A 25,500-nucleotide genomic window follows, 5' to 3' on the forward strand; every position below is an offset into this window, starting at 1 on the left:
ATGCACCTCAATCCGCCTTCTTCAGCTCGACGAGGATCGTGTTCGCAAACAGGAACAGGCCGATCACCGAGCCGAAGAAGATGACGTCGCGCAGGTCGACCACGCCGCGCGTGATCGCCGCGAAATGCGACAGGAAACTCATGGAGGCGACGGTCTCGACCACGCCGCCGGGAACCCAGGCCGTGACCGGACCCAGCACGAGCGGCGAGCCCGATGCCGTGAACAGGAAGCACACGACCGCGCTCACCACGAAGGCGATGACCTGGTTCTTGGTGATGGCCGAGATCGCCGAGCCGATTGCCAGGAACGCGCCGGCCATCAGGAAGCTGCCGATGTAGCTGGCCAGGATCACGCCATTGTCGGGCCGGCCCAGGTAGTTGACCGTCAGCCAGAACGGGAAGGTCAATGCCAGCGCGATTCCGGTGAAGGCCCAGGCCGCCAGGAACTTGCCAACCACCGCCTCGCCCGTCGTGATCGGCAGTGTCAGGAACAGCTCGATCGTGCCCGTCTTGCGCTCCTCCGCCCACAGCCGCATCGACAGGGCCGGGATCAGGAACAGGTAGAGCCAGGGGTGGAAGTTGAAGAATACCTGGAGATCCGCCTGGCCGCGTTCGAAGAAGCCGCCGACGTAGAAGGTCAGCGCCCCGGCCATGACCAGGAAGATCACGATGAAGACGTAGGCGAGCGGCGTAGCGAAATAGCTGGCCAGCTCACGACGGAATACGACACCGACGGTGCCCATGGGCAGGATTCTCCCGGAAGCTTTTTCTAGTTCTTGGCGGCGGTGATGTCGCGGAACACGCCGTCGAGCCGGCCGCGCTCCAGCCGCAGTTCGGCGATGACGATGCCATGGCCGGCCATGAGTTCGCGCACGACGGGCAGCAGGTCGGCTCCCGGGCGCGCCAACACGTAGAGCCCCGCGGCCTCCGCGCGGCCGCCCGGTTCGACCCCGGCGACGCCCGGCAGGGCAGCCAGCTCGCCCGCGATGCCGTCGCCCAAGGGTTCCACCCCGCGCACGAACACCGCATGGTGATAGCGTGAGCGCGCCTCGAGTTCGGCGGGCGTGCCGTCGGCCAGGACCGATCCATGGGCGATCACCATGGCGCGGGTGCAGACGGCATCGACCTCTTCCAGGATATGGGTCGAGATGATGATCGCCTTGTCCCGGGCCATGCCGTGGATCAGCGCGCGCACCTGGTGTTTCTGGTTGGGATCGAGCCCGTCGGTCGGCTCGTCCAGGATCAGTACCTCCGGATCGTGCAGCAGCGCCTGGGCCAGGCCGACGCGCCGCTTGAAGCCCTTGGACAGGGTCTCGATCGGCTGGTACATCACCCGGCCCAATTCGACCCGCTCCGCCGCCTCGCCGACGCGGCGCTTCGCCTCGGCACCACGGTAGCCGCGCACCTGGGCGATGAAGCCGAGAAAGCCGGCCGGCGTCATGTCCGGATAGGCGGGGGCTCCTTCCGGCAGGTAACCCAGCTTGCGCTTGGCCTGCAGCGGCTCCCTGGCCACGTCATGGCCGCAGATGACCGCGCGGCCGGCGCTCGGCGCCAGGAAACCTGCCGCCATCTTCATGGTCGTCGACTTGCCGGCGCCGTTCGGCCCGAGAAAGCCCAGCACTTCGCCCCGATCGACCGTGAAGCTGATGCCCTTGACCGCCTCGACCGGCCCGAATCGTTTGACGAGGCCATGAATTTCAATGAGATGAGTCACCGGCTCGGCACCCCCTGTACGCGTGGCTGCCGGGTTAGCAGAAAGCTTCGGCCTTGGGAACCTTCCCGTCACGCCGGCTCCGCGCGACCGAAAGTCGCGAGCGCCCGCAGCGGGACGTGATCGAGGAACGCCTGCCCCGCCGCGCCCAGCGCCCCCGGGCGGCTCACACACCACAGCGTGCGATGCAGCACCGGATCGAGCCGGAGGATCGCCAGGCCGCCGCGATCCTCCGGCAGCGCCAGTTCCGGCATGATGGTGAAGCCCAACCCCTCGCGCACCATGGCCGCGAGCGTCGTGTTGTCGCGCACCATGAAGCGCACGTCGGGCGCGCTGTCGGCGGCCGCCAGCAGTTCTTCGATCATGGTCTCGCACCCGCCGCCGGACAGGATCATCGGCAGGCCGTCGAGTGCCGCCAAGCGGATGCGCCGGCGTGCAGCAAGAGGGTCGGCGGCTGCAGCCACCACGACATATTCGTCCTCGGCCACCGCCTGGCGGTCGAGATCAGCATGGCTGCGGCTGGTGATGCCCAGGTCGACCGCGCCGGCCAGCACCCAGTCGCGGACCTCGCCGTCTGTGCCCTCGTGCAGGGTGACCGTGACCTTGGGGTAGCGCGCCTGGAACGGCTTGATCCATTGGGGCAGCAGCCGGACGGTGGCGCTCTGCACGCCGCCGATGCGCAGTCGCGCGCCCGCGAGATCCGTGCCGCGCCCACCGCAGGCCTGGAGCCGGTCGAGCGCCGCCAGTGCGGCCAGCGCCTCGCGGTGCGCCGCAGCGCCGGCCCGGGTCGGCACCGCCCGGTCCTTGCCGCGCACCAGCAACGGCAGGCCCAACCCCGCTTCGAGCGCCGCCACCGCCTGGCTGACGGCCGATTGGCTCAGATGCAGGCTCGCCGCCGCCGCAGTGAAGCCGCCGCTCTCCACGACGGCGGCCAGGCATTGCAGCTGGGTCACTGTGATATTAGTTCTCATGATTCAATCCATAACGAGGATTAATTTTTCTTATTTTAAATCACCGCCTATGCCTGGGCAATCTTCCATCGTTCCCGAGCCCGCCGATGCCTCAGCACCTCCGCCCATCCCGTCGTCTGGCCACGGATCTTTGTCTGCTCGCCGTTGCGATCGCCTGGGGCGGCAGCTACGGCGCCACCAAGGTGGCGCTGCGCTCCGACGGGGTGCTGACCTTCCTGGCGCTGCGCTTCGCGCTGACCAGCCTCGGCCTCGCCCCGTTCGCCGGTCGCGCACTCATCGCACGGCCTGGGATCCATCTTCGGATCGGCGCGCAGATGGGGGCGATTCTGTTCCTGATCTTCACGCTCGAGACCTATGGCGTGAAATATACCTCGGCCTCGAATGCCGCCCTGCTGATCAGCCTGTGCGTGCTGTTCACGCCGCTCGTCGACGGCCTGCTGACGCGGCAGCGGCCGGATCCGGCAATCTTCGGCTTGGCGATCCTTTATATGGCAGGTGCAGCGCTGTTGACCGGCGCGGGCGCGGAAGGTCTGCGCTCGGGCGACCTGCTGATCCTGGCGGCGGCAGTCTGCCGGGCGCTGATGGTGACGGCGACCAAGCGCTGGACCCTCGGCCGGCAGGATTTGTCGTCGGGCGCGCTCACGCTCGTGCAACTGGCGACCGTCGCCGCGCTGACTGCGACCGTCAATCTATCCCTGCCGACACCGGAGCCCTGGACGATCCCGCTCGACGGACCGTTCCTCACCTCGCTGGTGTTCCTCGCGGGGATCTGCACCGGCTTCGCCTTCTTCGTACAGACCCATATGGTCCGCGCCACCAGCCCGACCCGCGTCGCCTTCCTGATGGGCCTCGAACCGCTGTTCGGCGCGGCGTTCGGCATCCTGCTGCTGGGCGATCGGCCCTCCCTGGGCGGCATCGCCGGCGGGATGTCGATCCTGGCGGCGGTGCTGCTCGGGTTGCGCCAGGAGGGGCGGCGGGCGCAGCCGGCACTCGTGGTGGCCGCGAGCGAAGGTGCGTGATATTTCTTGGGGCAGAAAATGCCATGGCGCCGAGTCCTTCTGGCATCGCGCCACTCATCCCCGCAAGGAATGCCCGTTCCCGTGCTCAACCCGCAGCTCGTCAACAAGGCACGGCTCTACAGCGGGCTGACCCTATTCACCTATGTCTCGATCCATTTGATCAACCATGCGCTGGGGTTGGTTTCGGTCGAGGCGATGCAGGCGATGCTCGACGTGGTCGAGCAGATCTGGGAGAGCCTGCCGGGCACGATCGTGCTCTATGGCGCGCTGCTGCTGCATATTTCCCTGGCCCTGCTGGCGTTGTACCGGCGGCGGTCGCTCCGGATGCCCGGCACGGAAGCAGCCCAGCTCTGCCTGGGTTTCCTCATTCCCTTCCTGCTGGCCCAGCATCTGGCTTCGACCCGGCTCAGCTACGATCTCTATGACGGTGACGACACCTATCGCGCCGAGTTGCTGAAGTTCTTCACGCTGAGCCCTTCGAGCGGCGTGCTGCAGATCGTGCTGCTGATCGCCGCCTGGATCCACGGCTCGATCGGGGTCAACTATTCGCTGCGGCTCAGGCCCTGGTATCCGGAACTGAAGACGTCGCTGTTCGCGCTGACGGTCCTGGTGCCCGTGCTGGCGGTGCTGGGTTTCCTGGAGGGCGGTCGCGAGGTCGCCGAGATGGCCCGGGATCCCGAATGGCGTGCGCGCCAGATCGCCCATCACGCCCTGACGCCCGAGGCCATCGCCCATCTGGAACATCTGGTAGCCTGGATGCGCGGCACCATGGCGGTGCTGATCCTGGCCGTGCTTGCCCTGCGCCTGGTGCGGCGGCAATGGCAGCGCCGGCGCGGCACGTTCCGGGTCAGCTATCCGGACGGTCGACGCATCGAGGCCCTGTTCGGCACGAGCGTCCTCGAGGTCAGCCGCATGGCGCGGATACCCCATGCGTCGGTCTGCGGCGGACGCGGGCGCTGCTCGACCTGCCGGGTGCGTGTCGTAGCCCCGGCGAGCGCGCTACCGGAGCTGTCGGATCTCGAGATGAAGGTGTTGCATCGGGTCGCCGCGGCACCCAACGTTCGCCTGGCCTGTCAGCTGCGCCCGTCGGGCGACCTCACCGTGACGCCGCTACTGATGCCGACCGTCGGCGTCGGCGACAAGCAGGTCCAGTCCCGCCACATGACCGGCAGCGAGCGCGAGATCGCGATCCTGTTTGCCGACATCCGCTCTTTCACCGAATTGGCCGAGACCAAGCTGCCGTACGACGTGGTGTTTCTGCTGAACCGCTATTTCGAGGAGATGGGTCGCGCCATCGAGGGAGCCGGCGGCCGGGTCGACAAGTTCATCGGCGATGGCATCATGGCCTTGTTCGGAGTCGAGAGCGGCATCGAGGCCGGCTGCCGCGCGGCGCTGGCCGCGGCAGCGGCCATGTCCGAGCGGCTGGTCCACCTGAACCAGGTGCTGAGCGCCGACCTGGCGAGCCCGCTCAGGATCGGCATCGGCATTCACGCGGGTCCGGCCATCGTCGGCGAAATGGGCTTCGGCCAGACCGTGTCGGTGACCGCGATCGGCGATGCCGTCAATACCGCGAGCCGGCTCGAAACCATGACAAAGGAAGCGGGCGTGCAACTGATCGTGTCGGAGGAGGTGGCGCGCCATGCCGCCGCCGACCTCGACCGTTTCCCCGCCATGGAGATCATGGTGCGAGGGCGCGTGCAGCCACTGACGATCCGCAGCATTCCGCTGGGCAGCGATCTGGCGGGCTAGCGGCAATCCAAAAAAGGATTCGGGCGGCGGCGGGCCTGCGTCATTGCAGCGCAACATACTCTCCGGATAGGGTCAAAACCCGGTTCCCCCTCAACGTGACGGCGGTGCTATGGAAGACACCGAGGTTCGAGCTCCGATCACGGTTCCGGTGAAGCGCCGGTCCTTTGCCCGCCTGCGCCGCATCGCGACGCGCATCCCGACCTATTTCGCCGACGCGGTCGACAATCCGGAATGGCTGGTCATGTTCGCCCTTGGCCGGGTCATGCCGGTCCGACGCGCCTACCGGCGGTTCCGTGCGGTCCCAGCCCCCATCCCCACCGTCGAGCGCACGATCTTCGCCACGCGCGATGCCGCCGCCATCGCCACGACGGTGCGGACCGACGGCATCCGGCCGGCCCTCGACCTGCCCGAAGCGATCACACGGGAAATCCACGACTTCGCCCTGGCCACGCCGTGCTACGGCAACATGGACCGGCGGCTGGAATTCCTGGCGCCCGACCATGGTGCCGCCGAGCAGCAGTTCGGCCGTCCTCTGCTGACCGGTCATTATTTCGACCGGGTCGAGCAATGCCCCGCCATGACGACCGTCCGGCAGGACCCTCTGCTGCACGCCGTAGCCGCGGCTTATCTGGGTCCCCGGGTCCGGCTGGCTGCGGCGCGGCTGTGGTGGAGCTTCCCGACCCGGCCGCGCGAGGAGGACCTGCACCTGGCCTCGCAGGACCGGTTCCATTTCGATCTCGACGATTGGCAGACGCTGAAATTCTTCTTCTACCTGACCGACGTAGACGAACGGGCCGGGCCGCACGTCTATATTCGCGGCAGCCATCGCCAGCGGCTGTGGAGGCACCAACTGACCCTGCTCGTCGGCCAGCCGACCGATGAAGTGGTCGCCGCCTATGGTGCCCGGAATGTCCTGTCGGTCATGGGCGAGGCCGGCTATGGCTTTGCCGAGGATCCGTTCGGCTTTCACATGGGCACGGCGCCACGCGCTACGCCACGCCTGATGATGGAGATCGCCTTCGGCGTCTCCGCCGCGTCCAGGCGGCGTTTCTACGGCGAGCCGGTCGTCGGTCTGAAATAGCCGCTCAGCCCTTCAGCGCCGCCTCGATCGCCCCGAGCAGTTCCGGCGCATCGGGTGCCGTGCGCGAGCCGAAGCTCGTGACTTTTCCATCGCGGCCGACCAGGTATTTGTGGAAATTCCATTTCGGTGCCGCGTCGGCACCCAGCTCCGCCACTACCCGTTCATAGAACGGGTGGGCGGCCGGGCCGACCACAGGCACCTTCGACGTCATCGGAAAATCGACTGCGAACCTGGTCGTGCAGAAACTGTGGATCTCGGCTTCGGTGCCCGGCTCCTGCGCCCCGAAATCATTCGCCGGCACCCCGATCACGACCAGCCCCTGGTCGCGATACTGTTTCGACAACGTCTCCAGCCCCTCATATTGCGGGGTGAGGCCGCAGAAGGAGGCGACATTCACCACCAGCAGCACCTTGCCCCGGTAGGCATCGAGCGGCATCGGCCTGCCGTCGATCGACGTGAATGCGAAATCAAAAGCGTCCATGGACATTCCTTCGCCTCGTTCAGAGCAGTTCGACCGACGTCGCCTCGCGGCCGCGCGGCGCCGCCTTGACCTGCATCTTGACCAGTTGGCCGGTTTCGAGCGTGCCCAGGCCCGAGCGGCGCAGGACCGTACCATGGACGAAGACGTCCTTGCCGCCGTCGCTGGCCGAGATGAAGCCGAAGCCTTTGACCTCGTCGAACCATTTGACCGTGCCGTCGAGTTCCTCGGTCGGACCCGCCGGCCCGCGATCGTACCCGCCGCCGCGCGGTGCCCGGGGGACGGCACTCGTCTCGTCGACCGACAGGATGGCCGCGACCGCCAACCCCCTGGGTCCCTGGATCACGTCGCAGACGATGGTGGCACCCTCGGCAATCTCGTCGTGTCCGGCGTGGCCCAGCACGGCGGCCGGCAGGAACACGTCGCCGGTCCCATCGGCTGGGGTCACGAAACCGAACCCCTTGGTCCGATTGAACCATTTGACCGTTGTCGTCAATCGACGCGGATCGCCGTTGCCCGAGCCGCTCCGCGGCCCCTGAGAGTCGCCCATGAAATTCGCCGCCTTCGCCGGTCCGCATCGCCAGAGCCGAAAGCCTAGCATTCCTGGGCAGCCTTGAAAACGACCGGGCCGAGGCGAACCGGAAGCCGCGCCGACCGTTGACACGAGGCGGGCCCGCGCCCTATGGCAACGATCCAGCCGACATTTCATTCGCCCCCGGGAGAGAGACACCATGGCCGCATACAAGACGCTGGATCAGCTCGAGGTGGCGGGCAAGCGCGTGCTCGTGCGGGTCGATCTCAACGTCCCGATGCAGGACGGCAAGGTTACGGACGCCACGCGTATCGAGCGGCTGGTCCCGACCATCGAGGCGCTGGTCAAGGCCGGCGGCCGGGTCGTGCTGCTGTCCCATTTCGGCCGGCCGAAGGGCAAGCCCACACCGGAAGCCTCGCTCCGCCAACTCGTGGCGCCGCTGTCGGCGGCGCTCGGCGGCCGCACGGTCGCCTTCGCCGAGGATTGCATCGGGCCGGCCGCGGAGAAGGTCGTCGCCGACCTCCGGGACGGCGATGTGGCGCTGCTGGAAAACCTGCGCTTCCATCCGGGCGAAGAGATCAACGACCCGGGCTTCGCCTCGGCCCTGGCCAAGCTCGGCGACTTCTACGTCAACGATGCCTTCTCCGCCGCCCATCGCGCCCATGCCTCGACCGAGGCGCTGGCCCACCTGCTGCCGAACGCGGCTGGATTGCTGATGCAGGCCGAATTGGAGGCGCTGTCGGCGGCGCTGGAGAAGCCCGAGCGCCCGGTGGCTGCCATCGTCGGCGGCTCCAAGGTCTCGACCAAGCTCGATCTGCTGAACTCGCTGGTCAGCAAGGTCGACCTGCTGATCATCGGCGGCGCCATGGCCAATACCATGCTGCTGGCCCAGGGGGTCGAGGTCGGCAAGTCGCTGGTAGAGCGCGACATGCTGGAAACGGCGCAGGCCCTCTTCGGCGCCGCCCGCAAGGCCGGCTGCACCATCGTGCTGCCCGAAGATGCGGTCGTGGCCGCCAAGCTGGCGGTCGGACAGGACACGACGACCGTTCCGATCGGCCAGGTGCCGGCCGACCAGATGATCCTTGATGCCGGACCCAAGACGGTCGCGACCATCGTCGCCAAGCTGGAAGGGGCGAAGACCCTGGTGTGGAACGGCCCGGTCGGCGCGTTCGAATTTCCGCCGTTCGATGCCGGGACGAACGCGATCGCCCGGGAAGTGGCCCGGCTGGTCGCGGCCAGGAAGCTGCTGGCGGTCGCGGGCGGCGGCGACACGGTCTCGGCCATGTCCCATGCCGGCGTGATCGACAAGCTCAGCTATGTCTCGACCGCCGGTGGCGCCTTCCTCGAATGGCTCGAGGGCCGGGAATTGCCAGGAGTGAAGGCACTAACTGCCTGACAGCGAGGGCGGCTGTTCGATCGCCTCGTCCTCCAGGAGGTCGAACCGGTCCGACGGCAGCCGGATCGTGACCGTGGTGCCCTGGTCGATTTCGCTTTCGATCAGGATCTGCCCGTTGTGCAGTTCGACCATGGCGCGGGTCAGCGGCAGGCCGAGGCCCGTGCCCTCGTATTTTCGGCTCAAGGTACCGTCGACCTGGCCGAACGGCTTGAGGGCGATCGCGATATCCTCGGCCGCGATGCCGATGCCGGTATCGATCACGCGCATCAGCAGGTCGCCGTCCGGTGCGCGCTCGGCCTCGACCCGGACCGAGCCGCCGGCCGGCGTGAACTTGACGGCGTTCGAGATCAGGTTCAGCAGGATCTGCCGCAGTTTGCGGGGATCCGCGCGCAGCGGCGCGAGCCCGTCCGCCACTTCGGCCACCAACCGCAGGCCGCTGCGCATCGCGCGTTCCCGCATCAGGCGCACCACACCGTCGATCACGCTCTTGAGATCCAGCGCTTCCTCGTTGAGGTCGAGCTGGCCGGCCTCGGCCTTGGCCAGGTCGAGGATGTCGTTGATGAGTTCCAACAGGTGGCGGCCGCTGTTCAGCACGTCCTGCAAGTATTCGCGGTAGGGCTTGGCGATCGGCCCCATCGTCTCCGCGATGATCAGTTCGGAAAAGCCGATGATCGCGTTCAAGGGCGTACGCAGTTCGTGGCTGATGTTGGCCAGGAATTCCGACTTGGCGCGGTTGGCGCTTTCGGCCACTTCCTTCGCCTCGAACAGCGCGCTCTCGCGACGTTTCAATTCGGTGATGTCGGTGCGGATGCCGACGATCGACCCGTCGGCCGTGATCCGGTCGGTGGCCCGGATCCATCGACCGTCGGCCATCTGGTATTCGATCGCCGACATCATCGTCGCCCGCTCGGTCAGCGTCACGGCCAGCAGTCGCTCTGCGATCTCGTTTTCGTGCATGTCTCCGCAGGCGAGCGAGGTGCTGACGATGTCGTGAAAACTCTCGCCGGCATGGATCCGGCGCGCGCTGAGCGGATACATCGCAAGGAAGCGCTGGTTGCACAGCAGCAGCCGCTCGTCGCTGTCGAACAGCGCGAAACCTTCCGAGATGCTGTCGATCGCCTGGGTCAGCTGGGTGCGCGACTGCGCCACCATGCCCAGCGCCATCGCTTCTGCCGTCACGTCGCGGTTGGTACCGCGATAGCCGCGAAAGCGACCGTCGGCCGGATCGAACACCGGCAGGCCGGCCATACGGCATTGCCGTTCGGTGCCGTTCGCATGGCGCATCAGGAACGGCTTGTCGCGGAACGGGCGGGGCTGGAACGGGTCGAGCGCGCTCGGCGCCATCTCGCCCTGCTCGTCCACGAAGCGACCGAGATCGAGCAGGTTGCGGCCGATCAGTTCGCGCGGATGGAAGCCCAGAAGCTCGTTGACCCGCGAAGAGACCGCGGTCAGCACCAGATCCGATCCGGTTTCCCAGATCCAGTCGGAAACCAGGCGGGCGACGTCGTCGAGCCGGTCTTCCGCCGCGGCCAGCTGTTGGCGCAGACGACCGGTCAACGACGATTCCTCGACCGCGGTCGCGATGCCGACCAGCGTCCCGTCGGGCAGGAAGGCACCCCAATGCTCCGAGCGGACAGTTTCCCGACCGGTCGGTGTCTCGACCTGGTCTTCGCGCAGATGGGTCGCCCCGCGCGCCAGCCCCGCGACGACCTCGGCCAACGGCCAGGGCAGCAGCGGGGGCGCGCCGGCATCGCCGCCGATACGCTGGGTGAAGTCGCGCCAGGCCAGATTGCTCCACAGCGCCCGGCCTGCGGCATCGCTGATGAGGATACCGCCGCCGCGGCCGAGGAAATCCAGCCCGACCACGTCGAGGATGAGCCGGCACCGCGGATCGAGCATACCCGAATATTCGGCTGTGGCGGCGACCGGCTCGGCCGAGGTCGTCAGCTGCGGCCTCTCGGCGATCGGAAGAGACGACACATTCGCTCCCCTCGACGTCAGTGCCGCGTCGGCGCGCGTTGCGGCTGTTCGATCTGCCAGATGGCCCGGAGGAAATTCGGATCGCGCTGCCATTTCTTCAACAGCATGCCCGCCGCGTCGTCCTTGATCCGGTCGTAGAGACCCAGGATGCCGGCCATATCGGCCAGGTGATTGACCGTATCGCGACCGCGCGCCTTGCGGGTCAGCACATAGATCGAGGCGAAGGTCGACTTGTCGATCCCGCTGCCCTTGCAGGCGATCGCCAATCCCTCGCCGCCCGGCTCGAACAGCATGCGTTGCACCAGTTGCAGGCGGATGCCGGTATATTTCCCGAACAAAGCGGCAAACAGCGCCACCTCGCCTTCGCGCAGCGTCTTCACGATCAGCGCCGGCGTGATTTCCTGGCGCTCGGCCAGTTCGTCCGCCAACTCGACTGCCTTCGGCCGATGATCGTCGCCGTTCTCGGTCAGGGCCTTGACGGTGGATTCCATCGTCTCGTCGAGTTCGCCCGGATCGATTTCATAGCGATCGAGAATGTAGGTCCGGAGCGCTGCCGAAACCCACCAATACATCCGCTTCGCGAGCGTCGTATCGAGGTCGGGCCGGCGCAGCAGCGGATTCTGGTAGGTATCGACGCGCTGCGACTGCTCGACCAGATATTCCATCGTCCGCTGCGAGATCTTGGCGTTGTGATTTTCGAGCAGGGTCTTGATGACGTCGACGCTGTCCGTCGCGATCAGCGCCTCGGAAACTTCCTCGGACACGGACTTGCGGATGCCGATCGCCAACTGATGCTCGAGCGTGCGGTTGCGGATGATCTCGATCAGTTCGAGATCCTGCAGCACGTCGCTGTTGACCAGCAGCGGGTGGGCCACCTCGATGTCGTCGTTCGCCAGCGCGATGACCAGGTCGTGCGGCGCCCGCGGCTGCTCCGACAGCCGTTCGGCCAGCGCCCGGCGCACGGAGACCTCGACGTCGTGGATCAGCTGGCGCAGGATTTCCGTCATCAGCGACCGTTCGCGGTCGCTCAGTACGTCATGCTGCGAGAAGAACAGGTCGCCGATGGTCGCAACCAGCATGCGTCGCCCGGCGACGGTCTTGTCCCGCGCCAGATCGAACAGATACTCGAGATCGTCCCGCTCAACCTTCGACATTACGATCCCCTGAAGGATTGGCCGATGGCAGCGCCAATCCTGAAACGAACGTGAGCACCAGTGATACCAGGTCTCGTAACTTGTCCGGCATTCAACGCAAATTCATCTGCCTCGTTCGTCAATACAATATCCGATCTGGCGTCTTGAGAAAGTGTTAAACGAACGAATTTCGCCGGCGATTGACATATCCGTTGCAACCGCAAAGTCGCGAGGTCGCCAAGCACTTCTCGTCGTGGCCGATTGGTGGTAGAGTGCTCGTAGCCCAACTAGGATTTTCCGATGTCGATCGCCCTGTCCAACGCGATCCCGCCCCCTCCGCCGCAGCCGACCGTGCTGCCGGCGCAGGTCCAGGTCGCCCAGGGCTCCTCCGTGCCGGTGCCGGCCATCGCCGTGACCGCGAACGACAAGGGCGGCAACTCCCGCGAGTCGAAGAACGATACCGGCAGCAAGTCCGAACAGAACGACCAGCGCCGCGGCAAGGTTGTCGATCTCTACGCTTGAGGCCAATCAAGCTGGGAGCTTGAGACCTTAACTCAGCCCGACCAAGCTGCGTGCGAAGGACGACGCCTCGAACGGGCGCAGGTCTTCCGCCGTTTCACCGACGCCGATGGCGTGCACCGGGATGCCGTAGCGTTCGGCCAGGCTGACCAGCACGCCGCCGCGCGCCGTGCCGTCCAGCTTGGTCATGACGATGCCGGTCACGCCGACCAGCTCGCGGAAGATCTCGGCCTGAGCATGGGCATTCTGGCCGACCGTGGCATCGAGCACCAGCAACACGCTGTGCGGAGCCGCCGGATCGCCCTTTTTCAGCACGCGCACGACCTTCTGCAACTCGGCCATCAGGTCCGTGCGATTCTGCAGCCGACCGGCCGTGTCGATCAGCAGCACGTCGGCACCCTCGGCGCGGGCCGCCTGGAGCGCGTCCAGCGCCAACCCGGCGGCGTCGGCGCCGGTCGGCCGCGTCGTGATCGGGCAGCCGGTCCGGTCGGCCCAGATCTTCAGCTGCTCGACCGCAGCCGCGCGGAACGTGTCGCCCGCCGCCAGATGCACGGCCATGCCGGCATCGCGATATTGCTTGGCCAGCTTGCCGATCGTCGTGGTCTTGCCGCTGCCGTTCACACCCACGACCAGGATCACGTGCGGCTTCAGCGCGCGATCGATCTTGAGCGGCTTGGCGATCGGCTCGATCAGCTCGACGATGACCTCGGCCAGGGAGGCGCGGACCTCTTCGGGCGAGACCTCCTGACCGAAGCGCGTCTTGCGCAGACGGCCGGTCACCTCGGTCGCGATCGCCATGCCCATGTCGGCCTGGATCAGCAGTTCCTCGAGTTCGTCGAGTGTCTCGTCGTCGAGCCGCCGGCGCGCGAAGATGCCGGTGATGCCTTCGCCGAGCTTGGCGGAAGACCGGCCGAGGCCCCGCTTCAGCCGTTGCAGCCAACCGCCGCCTTCGCTCACTCGACCTCTCCCATCAACTCATCACCTTCGACTGCGGTCACCCGCGCCCGGAACAAGGCACCCACATCGACCGGCCGGTCGGGCCGCAGCGGCGCGTAATGCGCGGTATGGCCGATCCCACCCCGTTCCATCAAGACCTCCGCGATGGTCCCGACCTGGGCCGCGAGAAATTCCCGGCTCGCCACCGCGCCCCTGGCGCGAAGCCGCGCCGCGCGATCCTTGACCTGCTCGCCCGGCACCGGCGGCATGCGCGCGGCCGGCGTTTCCTCCCGCGCACTATAGGGGAAGACGTGCAGATGGGTCAGCCCGGCCTCGTCGACCAGATCGAGCGTGCGCTGGAACGCGTCCTCGGTCTCGGTCGGAAATCCGGCAATCAGGTCGGCGCCCAGCGCCACGCCGGGACGCAGCGACCGGGCGCGCGCCGTGACCGCCAGCACATCGGCGCGGGCGTGACGTCGCTTCATGCGCTTCAGCACCAGATCGTCACCGGCCTGGACCGACAGGTGCAGATGCGGCATCAGCCGCGGCTCGTCGGCGATCAGGCACCACAGATCCTCGTCGATTTCGACCGGGTCGAGCGACGACAGGCGCAGGCGCGGCAGGTCCGGCACCAGGGCCAGCAGGCGCCGCGCCATCTGCCCCAGCGACGGCTTGCCCGGCAGGTCGGCGCCATAGGCGGTCAGGTCGACGCCGGTCAGCACCAGCTCACGATAGCCGCCATCGACCAGCCGGCGCGCCTGGGCGACGATCTCGCCGACCGGCACGGACCGGTTCGGTCCGCGCGCCAAGGGGATGACGCAGAAGGTGCAGCGATGGTCGCAGCCCTGCTGCACCTGTAGGAAGCCGCGGGCATGGCCGTCGAAACCGTCGAGCAGGTGGCTCGCCGTTTCGGCCAGGGCCTGGACGTCGCCGACCAGCAGCGGGGCGGCATCGGCGGCCCAGCCGGCCGCCGTCAGCTTCTCGCCGTTGCCCAGCACGCGGGCGACCTCGGGCATCGCGGCGAAACGGTCTGGATGCAGTTGCGCGGCACAGCCGGTCACGATGATAGGCGCATCGGGCCGGCGGCGATGGGCGCGGCGGATCGCCTGGCGCGCCTGGCGCTCAGCCTCGGCCGTCACGGCGCAGGTATTGACGATGACCGCGTCCGTCAGGCCCGCCTCGCCGGCCAGCCGACGCATGACCTCGGACTCGTAGATGTTGAGCCGACAGCCGAAGGTCAGGAGTTCCAGGCCTGCCATGTCGGGCGGATCAGGCCGCGTCGAACAGCGACGGGTCGAGCGTGCCGGTGAAGCTGGTCGCGACCGGCCCGGTCATCAGCACATGGCCGTCCTCGCGCCATTCGATGGTCAGGCGCCCGTGCTTCACCAGGATCTCCGCCTTACGCCCGGTCAGCCCGCGCCGCGCGGCCGCGACGAGGGTGGCGCAGGCGCCGCTGCCGCAGGCGAGCGTCAGGCCGGCGCCGCGCTCCCAGACCTGAAGACGGATGCGGCCGGGCGAGACGACCTGGGCGAAGCCGATGTTGGCGCGAGCCGGAAAGATCGCGTGATGTTCGAGAATGGACCCGAGCCGCGCCATGTCGACCGCGTCGAGATCGGGCACGAAGAAGGTCGCGTGCGGATTGCCCATGGAGCAGCAGGTGGCGTCGCCCAGGCCGTCGAGCCCGATCGGCACCGCGAGCGTATCGATGGCCTGGGCCAGCGGCACCGCCTGCCAGTCAAGCCGCGCCGGTCCCATGTCGACGGTGATCTCCCCGCCCGCACGGTTGGCCGGCAGCAGGCCGGAGATGGTCTCGACCACGATCCGGTCGCGGCCGCTTTCGTCCAGCACCTTGGAAACGATGCAGCGCGTAGCGTTGCCGCAGGCGCCGGACTCGCTGCCGTCGGCATTGAGGATGCGCATGAATACGTCGGCGCCGGCCGATTGCGGCGGCTCCAGCACGATCAACTGGTCAAATCCGACGCCGGTGTGGCGATCGCCGATCGCCTGCGCCGCCGCCTCGGACACGCGGATCGGGCGCACGCGTCCGTCGATCACGACGAAGTCGTTGCCCAGCCCATGCATCTTGGCGAACGGTACGGTTTCCATAAGGATCATATAGGATGCCGCCCGATCGCCTGTCCACCCGTGCCCGGCGCGGATCGGTCCCGACCTTAGAGCTTATGCAGCTTGTCGAACGCGGCTTTCTGTTCGGGCTTCGCGTCGCGCTGGTGCTTCGCCTTCCACTCGTCGTACGGCATGCCGTAGACGATTTCGCGCGCCGCCGGATCCGGTACGGTGATGCCCTGCTCCTCTGCCGCCTCGCGATACCAGCGCGACAGGCAGTTGCGGCAGAAGCCGGCCAGATTCATCAGGTCGATGTTCTGCACGTCGGTGCGTTCCTGCAGATGCGCCACCAAACGACGGAACGTCGCCGCCTCGAGTTCGGTCTTCGTCTTGTCGTCCATCGGGATTCCCTTCGATCAGACGCCGTCGACCGCGTCGGAGCATATATGGGCGCTCAGAGCGGATGTGCTTAGAGACTTCCGCCGACCATGGCTCCACCATCGACGACGATCGTCTCGCCGGTCATGAAATAGCCGGCCTTGGAGGCCAGGAACACCGCGGCGCCGGCGATGTCGCGCGGATCGCCGATGCGGCCCAGCGGCGAGGCGTTCAGCACGTTCTTCAAGGTCGCCGGATCGTCCCACAGCGCCTTGGCAAAGTCGGTCTTGACCAGGCCCGGCGCGATCGTGTTGACGCGGATGCCCTGCTTGCCCCAGTCGAGCGCCAGGTTGCGCGCCAGATGCATGTCGGCCGCCTTGGACACGCCATAAGCGCCGATGACCGGCGAGCCGCGCAGGCCGGCGATCGAGCTCAGGAAAATGATCGAGCCGTCGCCCTTCCCGATCATGCCGGGCGCCACCATCTGGGACAGCCACAGGTTCGAGCGCACGTTCGCGTTCATGATCTTGTCCCAGGCATCGTCGCCGATGCCGGAGACCGGGCCGTAGTACGGGTTGACCGCAGCGTTGCACACCAGGATGTCGACCGGGCCATGGGCCGCGACCGTGCCGTCGACCAATGCCTGCAATTGCACCTTGTCGTTGATGTTGGCGCCGATCGCGATCGCCGTGCCGCCTTCCGCCTGGATTTCCGCCACGACCTCATGGCAGGCGTCGACCTTGCGGCTGGAAACGGTGACCCGCGCGCCATGCCGCGCCAGTTCGACCGCAATGGCGCGGCCGATGCCGCGCGACGAACCGGTGACGAGGGCGGTCTTGCCGGTAAGGTCGAAAAGCGAGGGAACGGTCGACATGGGACGGGGCTTCCTTCGGAGGTTTCCTGGATCCTGATCGGCGACGGCTCCGTGGGCCGACCGCTCGTTTGTTTGGTGATGCTAGCCTCTGGGGCTCATGACGCGCAACAGGTGCCACCCGTTTTGGCGTCTCCCGATTTGACAGCCGGTGCGGCGCCCCCGATCATCGGGGACGACACGCGAGCATCGAGGAGGAAGCGGCCATGGTCGAGGCGAGCGAGCAGCAGATCCGACGCGTCGCCTGCATCGGCGGCGGCACGATCGGGGCCAGTTGGGCCGCCTATTTCATGGCGCGTGGCCTGGACGTCACCTTGGCCGATCCGGCCCCCGACGGCGAGGACGCCGCCCGCCGCATCATCGACGGCGCCTGGGGCACGCTGGAACGGCTGGGTCTGGCGCCGGACGCCTCGCCCGACCGCTGGCGCTTCTTCAGCGATCCGGTCGCGGCGACCGACGGCGCCGATTTCGTGCAGGAGAGCGCACCGGAGCGCTATGAGATCAAGCTCGAGCTGCTGGAGCATCTGTCGGCGGCGCTGCCCCGCGAAATCATCATCGCGTCCTCTTCGTCCGGCTTGTTGATCAGCCGGCTGCAGGAGGCTTGCACCTATCCCGAGCGCTGCGTCATCGGCCATCCGTTCAACCCGCCGCACATCGTTCCGCTGGTCGAAGTGGTCGGCGGCCTGAAATCCGCACGCTGGGCGATCGACCGCGCGATGCACTTCTATCGCTCGATCGGCAAGCATCCGATCGAAATCCGCAAGGAGGTGCCGGGCCATCTGGCGAACCGGCTTCAGTCGGCATTGTGGCGCGAGGCGGTGCATCTGGTGGCGGAAGGTGTCGCCACGGTCGCCGACGTCGATGCCGCGATCAGCGAAGGCCCCGGCCTGCGCTGGGCATTGATGGGACCGCACCTGACCTTTCATCTGGCCGGTGGCGCCGGCGGCATGGCGCACTACATGGATCACCTGGCGCCGGCCGTCTCTGGCTGGTGGCCGCACCTGGGTCATCCGACCCTGACATCGGAACTGCAGGCACAGATCATCGAAGGTGTCGCGGCGGAAGCCGACGGCCGGTCGGTCGAGGAATTGGCTCGCCGCCGCGACGAGTTCCTGGTCCGGGTTCTGGAGGCCCGCCGCCTGGTCGAAGGAAAATAGATTTTCCCGCCATTCCCGCGGACACGGGGAATGATGGTCAGGCAAACTTCCGACAAAAGGAGCCTTCATGCGCAGCCTCATCTTCAATCGCTTCGGCGAACCGTCCGACGTGCTGACCCTGGAGGACGTGCCGGCGCCGGAGCCGGGCGAAGGCCAGGTGCGCGTCAGGCTGGGCGCGCGATCGATCAACCCGTCCGACGTGCTGACCGTGCGCGGCCAATATGGCCGCCGCCCGAAGCTGCCGGCGACGCCCGGCTATGAGGCGGCCGGCACGATCGACGCGGTCGGTCCGGGCGTCACCGGCTGGCAGGTCGGCCAGCGGGTCATCCCGCTGGGCATCGAAGGCACCTGGCAGGAGGCGATCATCGCGCCGGCCAAGGCGCTGATGGCGACGCCCGAGGGGCTGCCCGACAAGATCGCCTGCCAGATGCTGGCCAATCCCCTGACCGCGCATCTGCTGCTGTTCGACCTGCTGGATGCCAAGGCCGGTGACTGGGTCGTGCAGACTGCCGCCGGCTCGACGCTCGGCCAATTGATGATCCAGTTGGCGAAGCTGAACGGCGTCAACCTGATCAACGTCATCCGCAGCCGCGGCGGCGTCGAGGCGCTGAAGGCGGCAGGCGCCGAACATGTCGTGGTGACCGAGGACGAGGACCTCGCCGCCCGCTTCACCGAGATCGCCGGCAAGACCCCGATCACCAAGGCGGTCGATGCGGTCGCGGGCGAGACCGGCGGCAAGCTCGCCACCGCATTGGGTTTCGGCGCCACCCTCGTGGTCTATGGCGCCCTGTCGATGCAGCCGATCCCGCTCGATGCCGGGCGGCTGATCTTCCGCGGCCTGACCGTCAAGGGTTTCTGGCTGACCGATTGGTTCCGCACCGCGACCCGCGAGACGCGGGACAAGACGCTCGGCGAGATCGGCAAGCTGCTGGCGAGCGGGCAGCTCGTGCCGCCGGTCGAGGCGGAATACGACCTGGCCGACGTCCAGGCCGCGATCGTCCATTCCGAACGGCCGGGCCGCACCGGAAAGATCATCCTGGTCGGCTGACCTCAGGCGACGCGACGCGCGGCCGGTGGAAAGACCAGCCGCGCGGTCGTTCCCTTGCCCGGTGCACTGTCGATCGCGAAGCTGCCGCCATGCAATCCCATCAACCGGGCGACGATGGACAGGCCCAGCCCCGAACCCGCGCCTTCACGCCGGGCCGTCATCGCGCCCAGCTTGCCGAACGGCTCCAGCGCGTCATGCAGGCAATCGTCGCTCATGCCGATCCCCGTATCGGCCACTTCGACCAGGGCACCGCCGCCGGGAGCGGGCCGGACGCGGATCGCAAGCTGACCCTCGCGCGGGGTGAACTTGATGGCGTTCGACAGGAGATTGAGCAGCACCTGGCGGAACGCCAGATCGTCGGCCTCGATCTCGACCGATGGATCGACCGATACCTCGACACTCAGCCGCTTGGTCTCGATCTCCGACCGGACCAGGCGCAGGCAGGCCCGGGTCAGCGCCGCGGCATCGAGCTTGCCCGGCGCGATCTCGCGCTTGCCCGCCTCGATCTTCGACAGGTCGAGGATGTTGTTGATCAGGCTCAACAGCAGATTGCCGCTGCGGTGGATGTCCTCGACATAGCCGAGGTACCGGGGATGGCCGAGCGGGCCGAAGGCCTCGCACAGGATCGTGTCGGAAAAGCCGATGATGGCATTCAGCGGCGTCCGCAGGTCGTGGCTCATCGCCGCCAGGAACATCGACTTGACCTTGCTCGCCTGCTCGGCCTGATCGCGCGCGAGCGCCAGTTCGCGGGCGATCCGCCGATTTTCGGCGATCTCCGCCTCCAGCTCGGCATTGATCCGCGTCAGATCGGCCGTCCGTTCCGCGACGTGACGTTCCAGCTCGGCGTTGAAGCGTACGAGTCCGGTCTCGATCTCGGCATGGCTCCGAAGTTCCTCCGCCAGGAACAGGTTCGCATCGCGCAACTGCATGGGACTGGCCGCCGCCAACAGGCGCGGCAGCAGCGGCCATAGCGTGAAGGCGGTGGCAAGCGAGGCGAACGCCGTCGCCGCCTTGGTCATGCCTTGCAGGACATAGACCGGTTTCCAATAGGTCACCACCTCGATCACGTGGGTGAAGCCGCACAACAGGATGAAGGCCGAGAACAGCAGGAAGGTGCCGGGGATGGTGATGTCCCGGCGGCGAAGCACCAGGATCACCAGGAACACCGGGATCGAGAAATAAGCGGCGGCGATCGCCAGGTCCGAAATGAGGTTGAGGGCCGCGACCCGCCCGTCGCCGGTCAGGCAGAACTCGTGGGGCAGGAAACCGTCGGTGGAAAACAGCCAGTCGAGCGCTTGGGAGAACATGTCCGTCCCTCCACCAAAGCGCGCCATCCGGCAGGCCGTCGCCTTCGCGCAAGAAAGTGGCGGCCCATCCGATCGCCGGAAACCAGCTGGTCGCGCGGTGAGATTCAACAAGCAGCCGAATTGTACCGCCCGCAGAACGGGAAACACAATTCACTTTTCCTCCAGGGGTCGAAAACCAATGGGCCTGCGGATTGAGCAGACCGGGTGGCTTCAGGCCGGCATGCACTCGGTCAACGCCGTAGGCGGGCGCGACCAGACCTGGCTCTTGCCCAGCCACGGCACACCGATGAAACCACGGACGCGCAGGTTGCCGTCGTCCTGCAGGACCATGCGCGACTTGTAGGTATCGCCGTCCTCGGGATTGTAGATCCAGCCATCTTCCCATTCGCCCTGGCCGGTCTTGTTGAAGCCACCGATCATCGGCAATTGGCACAGCGTCCGCGTCTTGAGCTTCGCGTCGGGATTTTCGTTGTCGAGTTTGGGCTTGCCGGCCGGATCCAGCGGCTCGCGCAGCCAGGCGATCTTGCCGCACAGCTGCTGGCCGCAGGGCGCGATCAGGATACCGGCGCGCTGGGTCTGGTCGAACCACCAGCCGGTAATGTCGTCGCCGCCCGCCCGCGCCGGCATCGCCGACAGGAAAGCACCGGCGCCGATGAGCAGCGCCAGTCCCAGGATCGATTTGCGAATCATCGCCTCCTTCATTGTGCCTTCGGCCGCCGCGCGGCCTGTTCCTTGACTTCCAGGCGGGCGATGGTCCGCAGATGGACCTCGTCCGGGCCGTCGATGATCTGCAGCGCCCGGCCCCAGGTCCAGAGTGCCGGCAAGGGTGTGTCCGGCGTCAGCCCGGCAGCGCCGAAGGTCTGGATCGCCCGGTTGCAGATCGCCGTCTGGATGCGGGGCACGATCACCTTGATCAGACCGACCTCTTTGCGGGCACCCTTGGTGCCATACTTGTCTATGAGCCAGGCCGCTTTCAGCACCAAGAGCCGCGCCTGCTCGATTTCCAACCGGGACAACGCGATCCATTCGGCGACCGTTCCATGGTCCCGCAGCAGGCTGCCAAAGGTCTTGCGGCGCCCGGCCCGCTCGACCATCAGTTCGAGCGCCAGCTCGCATTGACCGAGCGAGCGCATGCAATGGTGGATGCGGCCGGGGCCGAGCCGGGCCTGGGCGATGGCGAAACCCTCACCCTCCTGGTGGACCAGATTCGCGACCGGCACGCGCACGTTGGTGAAGCGCATCTCGCAATGCCCTTCGTGCGCCAGGTGGTGCATGATGGTCGGGTTGCGCACGACCTCGACGCCGGGCGTGTCCATCGGCACCAGCACCATGGAATGCCGGCGATGGCTCTCCGGCCGATCCGGGTTCGACAGACCCAGCAATATCAGGATCTTGCAGCGCGGATCGGCCGCGTTGGTGATGAACCATTTGCGCCCGTCGACGACATATTCGTCGCCCTCGCGCCGGATCGTGGTGCGCACGTTGGTCGCGTCCGATGAAGCCACGTCCGGTTCGGTCATGGCAAAGGCGGACCGGATCCGGCCGTCGAGCAGCGGCACCAGCCAGTCCCGCTTCTGCTCGGGCGTGCCGAACATATGCAGCACTTCCATGTTGCCGGTATCGGGGGCGCTGCAGTTGAACACTTCCGACGCCCACATGTAGCGGCCCATGATCTCCGCACATGGTGCGTAATCCATGTTCGACAGCCGCGTGCCTGGCTCGTCATCATTCAGGTGCGGCAGGAACAGGTTCCACAGGCCGGCGGCGCGCGCCTTGGCTTTCAACTCGTCGATGAACGGCGGCGGAAAGATGCCGTCCCGCTCGACCACCTGCTGCCATTCCGGATCGCGCGAGGCGACATGCTCGGCCATGAAACCCTTGAGACGGGCCTGGATCGCCTGCGACGTCTCGGAAAATTCGAAATCCATCGATCCTCTCCTACGAAACCAGGGCCCAGGCCCGGTCGGCCAGCAGCAGCCCGCGCGCGCCGACCCGTTCGGCGTCGGGGCTCGACGCGTTGCCGAGCTTGGCCCGCGCCAGCACGCCTTCGACGATGACCGCCAGGCGGAACATGGCGAAGGCCTGGTGGAAGGCCGTGATGCCTTCGGTCCGCCCGGCGAGCGCGCAATAGTCGGCGACATGCTCGTCGAGGCCGGGAATGCCCTCGGCCGCGAGATCAAGGTCGGCGATGCCGCCCATCTCGCCGGCGGGCACATGATAGCTGATGCAGTTGAAGGCGAGATCGGCCAGGGGGTGGCCGAGCGTCGACAATTCCCAGTCGAGGATGGCAATCACACGCGGCTCCGTCGGATGGAACATCAGATTGTCGAACTTGAAGTCTCCATGGGCGATCGTCGCCTCGTCGCCCGGCGGCACATGGTCGGGCAGCCAGCGGCACAACGCGTCGATCGACGGGTTCTCGCGGGTCTTGGAATGGGCCCACTGATCGGTCCAGCGGCGGATCTGGCGGGCATAATAATTGCCGGCCTTGCCGAAATCGCCGAGCCCGATCGCGACCGGGTCGACCTGATGCAGGGCGACCATCGCCGCGGCCATGGCATGGTAATGGGCACGCCGCTCTGAAGGCGGCAGTTCGGGCAGTGCCGCCGTGCGGAACACCCGGCCGGTCAGGCGCTCCATGACGTAGAACGGCGTGCCGATCACGCTCGCGTCTGTCGCGTAATGCAGCATGCGCGGCACCGGCACATCGGTGTCGGCCAGCGCCGCCATGATGCGGTACTCGCGATCGATCGCATGGGCCGATTTCAGCAGCGGCCCCGGCGGCTGCTTGCGCAGGATATACTCGCCGGATGCCGTCACGACCAGATAGGTCGGGTTCGACTGCCCGACCGACATTTGCCTGATCGCCGTGATCGGGCCGGTCGCGAGCACGCGGTCGAGATAGGCGCCCAGCTCGGCCTCGGGCAGCCGGTGCGCCGCCCGGACCTCGGTCGTCTCATTCTGGCCGACCAGGCCTCCCGATCGCGCCATGTCGCCTCCCCTCGCCCGCGGCAAACAGCCGTTTGTTCTTCAGGTTCGCCGGGGACGATGGCCGATCGCGCAGCACTTGTCCATGCGGCGCGAGGCCGGTTGCAAAGGCAGATCTCAGGCAGAGATATTGATGGCCACCTTCGACAGATCGATCGATTGCGCCGCGATCTCCGCACCGCTGGCGCCGGATGCAATGGCCGATTGCGCGGTGGACGCCGCCGCCTGGTTGAACTCGCCGCCGAGCTTCTTCGCCTCGTCCTTCTTATGCTTGTCCGGGGAAAGATTGAGCAGGGACAGCGCCTTGGTCTCCAGCTTCTTCAGTTCCTTGAACGCCGCCGTGACCTCGCTGAAGAAGTCGCCCGGATTGTCCGCCGCCGCCTGGTCCGGATCCGGCGGAGTGCCCTGGCCGTTGCCGGAACCGGCCGCGGTCCCGGCAACCGGAGAGGCCGCAGCCGGCACGTTCGCCGCGGCAGGACCGGATGGGGCCGTCTTCGCGTCCTGTTGCGCAGATTGGGCCGCCTTGTCCGCTGCGGCCTTCGCCGCCTGGGATGCCTGATCGGTCGCGGCCTTGGCGGTGCTCGCCGGATCGTCGCCGGTCGCGGCCGCGCTGGTCGCCTGTGCCGCAGCCGTACCGGCTTCGGACGTCGCCGCGGCGGCCGGCGTGGGCGCGCCCGGCAACGCGCTGCCGCTGTTCGCGGCATAGTCTTTGGCAATGCTGGCGATCTGCTTCGCGAGGCCTGTGGTCTGCTTGGCCAGCTCTTCCGGCCCGAGGCCGATGCCCAGCAGCTGCAGAATGCGCAACTGCTGAATGGCGGCCTTCAGCTGCTTGGCGTCGAAATCCTTCTGGGATTCCGAAGAGAGCTGCGAATTGAGCGCGCCCAGCACCAAGCTCGCGGCCGGGCTGGTCGCGATGATGTCGGTCGGGTCATCGGCTGTCGCGAGCCGATGCCGTTGCTGAGCGGTGGTCGTTGAGGGACCCGGCTTCGCGGCGGTGCCTTGTCCCTGCCTGGCCTGGAGGTTGGGGCCGACAGAAAGCCGCTGAACGCTGAAGTCAGACATCGGGTTTCCTTTTAGGATGCCGAGGACGCGCCCGAATTTTTCGGCCGGCGTGCGAACATGCACAGATATATATGACGACTGCGACCTGGGGTGCGGAATTTATATGTTGGATGTCGTCATGGTTGCTTAACCCTTTGCAGTGAACTGAGCGGCCCGCCAGGTCGCTGGCTATAGCTGACCGATGCGAACCTGTTTCCGGGGCACAGCAAAATGTTCCCATTTTGTTCTCTACAGATTCCGAAACATCTGAGATAGATTTCCCATCGCTCGCATGACGCCCGCCCGGATCCCTCCGCGGCGGGCTTTTTGTTTTGCGCTTCCAGCAAGAAGGACCCTGCTTCATGGCAGCATCCCCCGGCCCTTCCGAGGCGGGCCTGTTCGCGCGCGTGGTCGGTGGCCTGCGTTATGCGGTGACCGGTACGGCGCCCGCCTGGTTCGGCCCGTCGCAGCCGCTCCGGCCCGAGGCGCCGGCCGAGACCGCGGGCCGGCAGTTCGACTATCCGGTCGGCTATAATCTGCGGCTCCAGCCGCGCCAGGACGAGGGCACCGGCTTCGCGGAACTGCGCGGTTTGGCCGACGCCTACGATCTGGTCCGCCTGGTGATCGAGACGCGCAAGGACCAGATCGAAGCGCTCGACTGGACGGTGCGGCCCCGGCGCGGCGGGTCCTCGGACGATCCGCGGATATCCGCGATCCAGGACCTGCTGCGTTCGCCGGACCGAGAGCATCCCTGGGGCACCTGGGTGCGGCCGCTGCTGGAGGACCTGTTCGTGCTCGATGCGCCGACGCTCTATGTCCGGCGCACCGCCTCGGGCGCGCTCTGGGGCCTGGAGGTGGTCGACGGCGCCACGATCAAGCGGCTCTTGGGACCGGACGGGCGCACGCCGCGGCCGCCGGACCCGGCCTACCAGCAGGTGCTGAAGGGCGTGCCGGCGGTCGATTATACCGCCGACGAGCTGATCTACGCGCCGCGCAATCCGCGGCCGCACAAGGTCTATGGCTATTCGCCGGTCGAGCAGATCCTGATGACGGTCAACATCGGGCTGCGGCGCCAGGTCAGCCAGCTCAACTATTTCACCGAGGGCAACACGCCGGAAGCACTGATCGGCGTGCCGGAGCAA

General features: G+C 67.0%; 25 protein-coding genes. 8 read left to right on the forward strand and 17 right to left on the reverse strand.

All coding sequences use genetic code 11. The features are described from left to right. Positions 1-7: 7 nt before the first annotated feature. The 3 genes from VGV37_RS00395 to VGV37_RS00405 form a co-directional block, all read right to left on the reverse strand. Complete coding sequence (locus tag VGV37_RS00395) at positions 8-742, reverse strand: ABC transporter permease subunit (RefSeq protein WP_326877604.1); 735 nt, start codon at positions 740-742, stop codon at positions 8-10. A gap of 26 nt (positions 743-768) precedes the next feature. Continuing rightward, on the reverse strand, positions 769-1,713 hold the full coding sequence (locus tag VGV37_RS00400; RefSeq protein WP_326877605.1) for an ABC transporter ATP-binding protein: 945 nt from the start codon (positions 1,711-1,713) through the stop codon (positions 769-771). Positions 1,714-1,781: 68 nt separating this feature from the next. Further along, entirely contained in the window at positions 1,782-2,681 is a 900-nt protein-coding gene (locus tag VGV37_RS00405) for a LysR family transcriptional regulator (RefSeq protein WP_326877606.1), read from the reverse strand. An 86-nt stretch (positions 2,682-2,767) separates the two neighbouring features. Here VGV37_RS00405 and VGV37_RS00410 point away from each other — a divergent pair, with 86 nt between their 5' ends. From VGV37_RS00410 to VGV37_RS00420, 3 genes are all read left to right on the forward strand, one after another. Then, complete coding sequence (locus VGV37_RS00410; protein ID WP_326877607.1) at positions 2,768-3,700, forward strand: DMT family transporter; 933 nt, start codon at positions 2,768-2,770, stop codon at positions 3,698-3,700. Between the two features lie 81 nt (positions 3,701-3,781). Next, positions 3,782-5,449: an adenylate/guanylate cyclase domain-containing protein gene (locus tag VGV37_RS00415; protein ID WP_326877608.1), complete on the forward strand. Its 1,668-nt coding sequence runs from the start codon at positions 3,782-3,784 to the stop codon at positions 5,447-5,449. A 148-nt stretch (positions 5,450-5,597) separates the two neighbouring features. After that, complete coding sequence (locus VGV37_RS00420; protein WP_326877609.1) at positions 5,598-6,530, forward strand: hypothetical protein; 933 nt, start codon at positions 5,598-5,600, stop codon at positions 6,528-6,530. Between the two features lie 4 nt (positions 6,531-6,534). Here the strand turns inward: VGV37_RS00420 and VGV37_RS00425 are convergent, their stop codons facing one another. Continuing rightward, positions 6,535-7,011 carry a glutathione peroxidase gene (locus VGV37_RS00425; RefSeq protein WP_326877610.1) on the reverse strand — a complete coding sequence of 159 codons (477 nt, stop codon included), beginning with the start codon at positions 7,009-7,011 and terminating at the stop codon, positions 6,535-6,537. A 19-nt stretch (positions 7,012-7,030) separates the two neighbouring features. Then, positions 7,031-7,558: a cold-shock protein gene (locus tag VGV37_RS00430; RefSeq protein WP_326877611.1), complete on the reverse strand. Its 528-nt coding sequence runs from the start codon at positions 7,556-7,558 to the stop codon at positions 7,031-7,033. A gap of 181 nt (positions 7,559-7,739) precedes the next feature. On the opposite strand from VGV37_RS00430, the gene VGV37_RS00435 reads away from it, so the two are divergent. Beyond that, positions 7,740-8,936 carry a phosphoglycerate kinase gene (locus tag VGV37_RS00435; RefSeq protein ID WP_326877612.1) on the forward strand — a complete coding sequence of 399 codons (1,197 nt, stop codon included), beginning with the start codon at positions 7,740-7,742 and terminating at the stop codon, positions 8,934-8,936. On the opposite strand, the gene VGV37_RS00440 is transcribed toward VGV37_RS00435, so the two are convergent. Together VGV37_RS00440 and VGV37_RS00445 are read right to left on the reverse strand one after the other, a co-directional pair. After that, on the reverse strand, positions 8,925-10,916 hold the full coding sequence (locus VGV37_RS00440; RefSeq protein ID WP_326877613.1) for a PAS domain-containing sensor histidine kinase: 1,992 nt from the start codon (positions 10,914-10,916) through the stop codon (positions 8,925-8,927). The two genes, VGV37_RS00435 and VGV37_RS00440, sit on opposite strands and share 12 nt — an antisense overlap. A 17-nt stretch (positions 10,917-10,933) precedes the next feature. After that, positions 10,934-12,070, reverse strand: a complete 1,137-nt coding sequence (locus tag VGV37_RS00445; RefSeq protein WP_326877614.1) for a DUF2336 domain-containing protein — start codon at positions 12,068-12,070, stop codon at positions 10,934-10,936. A 279-nt stretch (positions 12,071-12,349) separates the two neighbouring features. Here VGV37_RS00445 and VGV37_RS00450 point away from each other — a divergent pair, with 279 nt between their 5' ends. Beyond that, positions 12,350-12,571 (forward strand): hypothetical protein, encoded by a 222-nt coding sequence (locus VGV37_RS00450; RefSeq protein WP_326877615.1) that lies wholly within the window; start codon positions 12,350-12,352, stop codon positions 12,569-12,571. Positions 12,572-12,598: 27 nt separating this feature from the next. Here the strand turns inward: VGV37_RS00450 and ftsY are convergent, their stop codons facing one another. The 5 genes from ftsY to VGV37_RS00475 all read right to left on the reverse strand — a co-directional run bounded on the left by ftsY (position 12,599) and on the right by VGV37_RS00475 (position 16,820). Beyond that, positions 12,599-13,525 carry a signal recognition particle-docking protein FtsY gene (gene ftsY, locus VGV37_RS00455; RefSeq protein WP_326877616.1) on the reverse strand — a complete coding sequence of 309 codons (927 nt, stop codon included), beginning with the start codon at positions 13,523-13,525 and terminating at the stop codon, positions 12,599-12,601. Continuing rightward, the gene (gene mtaB, locus VGV37_RS00460; protein WP_326877617.1) at positions 13,522-14,763 is read right to left on the reverse strand and encodes a tRNA (N(6)-L-threonylcarbamoyladenosine(37)-C(2))-methylthiotransferase MtaB; all 1,242 of its coding nucleotides are present in this window, start codon (positions 14,761-14,763) and stop codon (positions 13,522-13,524) included. Before mtaB ends, ftsY begins: the two co-directional genes overlap by 4 nt. Positions 14,764-14,773: 10 nt before the next feature. Beyond that, the gene (dapF, locus tag VGV37_RS00465) at positions 14,774-15,610 is read right to left on the reverse strand and encodes a diaminopimelate epimerase (protein ID WP_326877629.1); all 837 of its coding nucleotides are present in this window, start codon (positions 15,608-15,610) and stop codon (positions 14,774-14,776) included. A 65-nt stretch (positions 15,611-15,675) separates the two neighbouring features. Continuing rightward, positions 15,676-15,969 (reverse strand): DUF1244 domain-containing protein, encoded by a 294-nt coding sequence (locus tag VGV37_RS00470; RefSeq protein WP_326877618.1) that lies wholly within the window; start codon positions 15,967-15,969, stop codon positions 15,676-15,678. Positions 15,970-16,037: 68 nt separating this feature from the next. Further along, positions 16,038-16,820, reverse strand: coding sequence for an SDR family oxidoreductase (locus VGV37_RS00475; protein ID WP_326877619.1), 783 nt, complete (start codon positions 16,818-16,820; stop codon positions 16,038-16,040). A gap of 203 nt (positions 16,821-17,023) precedes the next feature. On the opposite strand from VGV37_RS00475, the gene VGV37_RS00480 reads away from it, so the two are divergent. Next, positions 17,024-17,974 (forward strand): 3-hydroxyacyl-CoA dehydrogenase NAD-binding domain-containing protein, encoded by a 951-nt coding sequence (locus VGV37_RS00480; RefSeq protein ID WP_326877620.1) that lies wholly within the window; start codon positions 17,024-17,026, stop codon positions 17,972-17,974. Between the two features lie 67 nt (positions 17,975-18,041). Further along, entirely contained in the window at positions 18,042-19,022 is a 981-nt protein-coding gene (locus VGV37_RS00485) for a zinc-dependent alcohol dehydrogenase family protein (RefSeq protein WP_326877621.1), read from the forward strand. A gap of 2 nt (positions 19,023-19,024) precedes the next feature. Here the strand turns inward: VGV37_RS00485 and VGV37_RS00490 are convergent, their stop codons facing one another. The 5 genes from VGV37_RS00490 to VGV37_RS00510 form a co-directional block, all read right to left on the reverse strand. Then, a complete protein-coding gene (locus tag VGV37_RS00490) occupies positions 19,025-20,329 on the reverse strand; it encodes a sensor histidine kinase (protein WP_326877622.1) in 1,305 nt (434 codons plus the stop codon). Between the two features lie 210 nt (positions 20,330-20,539). After that, positions 20,540-21,019, reverse strand: coding sequence for a DUF2147 domain-containing protein (locus VGV37_RS00495; RefSeq protein WP_326877623.1), 480 nt, complete (start codon positions 21,017-21,019; stop codon positions 20,540-20,542). Positions 21,020-21,027: 8 nt separating this feature from the next. Then, the gene (locus tag VGV37_RS00500; RefSeq protein ID WP_326877624.1) at positions 21,028-22,257 is read right to left on the reverse strand and encodes an acyl-CoA dehydrogenase family protein; all 1,230 of its coding nucleotides are present in this window, start codon (positions 22,255-22,257) and stop codon (positions 21,028-21,030) included. 10 nt (positions 22,258-22,267) lie between these two features. Continuing rightward, entirely contained in the window at positions 22,268-23,320 is a 1,053-nt protein-coding gene (locus VGV37_RS00505; RefSeq protein WP_326877625.1) for a phosphotransferase, read from the reverse strand. Positions 23,321-23,434: 114 nt separating this feature from the next. Next, positions 23,435-24,379, reverse strand: a complete 945-nt coding sequence (locus tag VGV37_RS00510) for a hypothetical protein (protein WP_326877626.1) — start codon at positions 24,377-24,379, stop codon at positions 23,435-23,437. Between the two features lie 341 nt (positions 24,380-24,720). Here VGV37_RS00510 and VGV37_RS00515 point away from each other — a divergent pair. After that, the coding region (locus tag VGV37_RS00515) for a hypothetical protein (RefSeq protein WP_326877627.1) at positions 24,721-25,500 on the forward strand (780 nt) is incomplete at its 3' end.

Origin of the sequence: Aliidongia sp. (assembly GCF_035943795.1) — a bacterium.
Taxonomy (GTDB): domain Bacteria; phylum Pseudomonadota; class Alphaproteobacteria; order ATCC43930; family CGMCC-115725; genus Aliidongia.